This is a genomic window from Paenibacillus sp. MCAF9, assembly GCF_052114265.1.
Taxonomy (GTDB): domain Bacteria; phylum Bacillota; class Bacilli; order Paenibacillales; family Paenibacillaceae; genus Pristimantibacillus.
This window is the reverse complement of the sequence record NZ_JBFREL010000072.1, coordinates 1-1775: the sequence shown is the minus strand read 5'-3', so window position 1 is coordinate 1775 and position 1775 is coordinate 1. Positions and strand designations below refer to the sequence as shown.

Annotated in this window: 1 protein-coding gene; it reads left to right on the top strand. The window is 46.2% G+C overall.

Going from position 1 to position 1775, the window contains the following annotated elements:
• Positions 1–123 precede the first annotated feature (123 nt).
• Positions 124–1683: an IS1182 family transposase gene (locus AB4Z45_RS32850; RefSeq protein WP_441913828.1), complete on the top strand. Its 1560-nt coding sequence runs from the start codon at positions 124–126 to the stop codon at positions 1681–1683.
• The last annotated feature ends 92 nt before the right edge of the window (positions 1684–1775 follow it).

Sequence of the window (1775 nt, the reverse complement as noted above, 5' to 3'; positions counted from 1 at the left end):
TGTCCCAAAAGCCATAGGCTTTAGAGGCACCCTCTTCAAAGTTTTGAAATCTGTAAAAAACAAAGAAACCAACCTTTGGTAAAATGGAGGTACCACCCAACCATCTTCGAAAGGAAGGTTTCTATGTACATTCAATATACCATGGACCAACTTACCCTGCCAATGGATTTAGCTGAAGATATTCCCGAAAATCACCTCGTTCGTGTCGTGAACACTGCCGTGAACCGTTTGAGTGATCGCATTTTTTCAGCCGCCTATCCAGGTGGCGGTCGAGACAGTTATCATCCCAAAATGTTAACAAAAGTCATTATCTATGCCTACACCCAACGCATCTACTCCTCCCGTCAAATCGCTAAGGCAGTCCGTGAAAACATCATGTTTATGTGGATTGCAGGCCGGCAACGACCAGATTTCCGTACTATTAATCGCTTTCGCTCCGAGCGAATGAAGTCCGTACTCGAAACGGTATTCACCGCTGTTCTACAGTTTCTGACTGAGGAGAAGTATGTAAAGCTTGAGCATTACTTTGTCGATGGAACAAAGATCGAAGCGAATGCCAACCGCTACACGTTTGTCTGGGGCAAAGCGGTGGTGAAACACAAGGCTAAGCTGCAAGAGAAAGTGAAGACGTTGTTCGCAACTATTGAGGAAACCGAAAAACAAGAAGAACGGGAGCACAGCAATCAGGATTTAAGTGAGCTTGGAGAAGCTGCTGAAATGACAAGCGAAAAACTAGAAACCGCCGTCAAAAAGCTCGAGGAAAGACTGCAAGAAAAGCCGAAGGATAAGCCGCTTAAGAAAGCCGTTCGTGCCCTTCGAAAAGACTTGTTGCCTCGTCTTCAAAAATACGAAAACCAGCAAACCATACTTGGAGATCGAAATAGCTATAGCAAGACCGACAAAGACGCCACGTTCATGCGAATGAAAGAAGACCATATGCGCAACGGCCAGCTAAAGCCTGGCTACAATGTACAGATTGGAACAGAAAATCAATTCATTATCGGTTACAGTCTTCACCAACGCCCGACGGATACCCGATGCTTGAAACCACATTTAGAGAAAGTAAAAGCCTCACTTGGGAAGCTCCCCAGAACGATCATCGCAGATGCTGGCTATGGCGGAGAAGAAAATTACGCTTACTTAGAGAAGGAACAGCTTGAGGCGCTAGTTAAATACAGCACGTACCATAAGGAAAAATCGAAGAAATGGCAAACGGACATCAGTAAGCTCGACAATATGCGATACGATGAGGAAGAAGATACATGGACATGTGCGAATGGACAGAAGCTTGTCTTTCGCTACGAAAGTAAAAGTGTAACGGAGAGTGGCTATGAAATCCGACAACGTCATTACCGCAGCATGGGCTGTGAAGGATGTCCGTTGAAAGCGGCATGTACGAAGGCGCAAGGGAATCGAGAAATTCGAGTCAGTCTGGGTTATATGCGCTACAAGCAGCAGGCGAGGGAAAAGCTGCGCAGCGAGGAAGGGTATGCGCTGTCGGTAAGACGAATGATTGAACCCGAAAGTGTATTCGGGCAGATCAAAAATAACCGGGGATTCCGGCGTTTTCTGCTTCGCGGCTTGCCTAAGGTGAGTCTGGAGGTCGGGTGGCTTTCGCTTGCCCACAATCTGATGAAGAAAGCAACCATAGACCAAAAGAAAAAAATAGCCGTACAGGAATAGACCACCCTGTACGGCTATTTTTCATATTTTGCAATATTTCTGTTCAAAGCGAGCTATCCCTTCAGTGAGCTTAACGCTTTTGGGACAGCCCC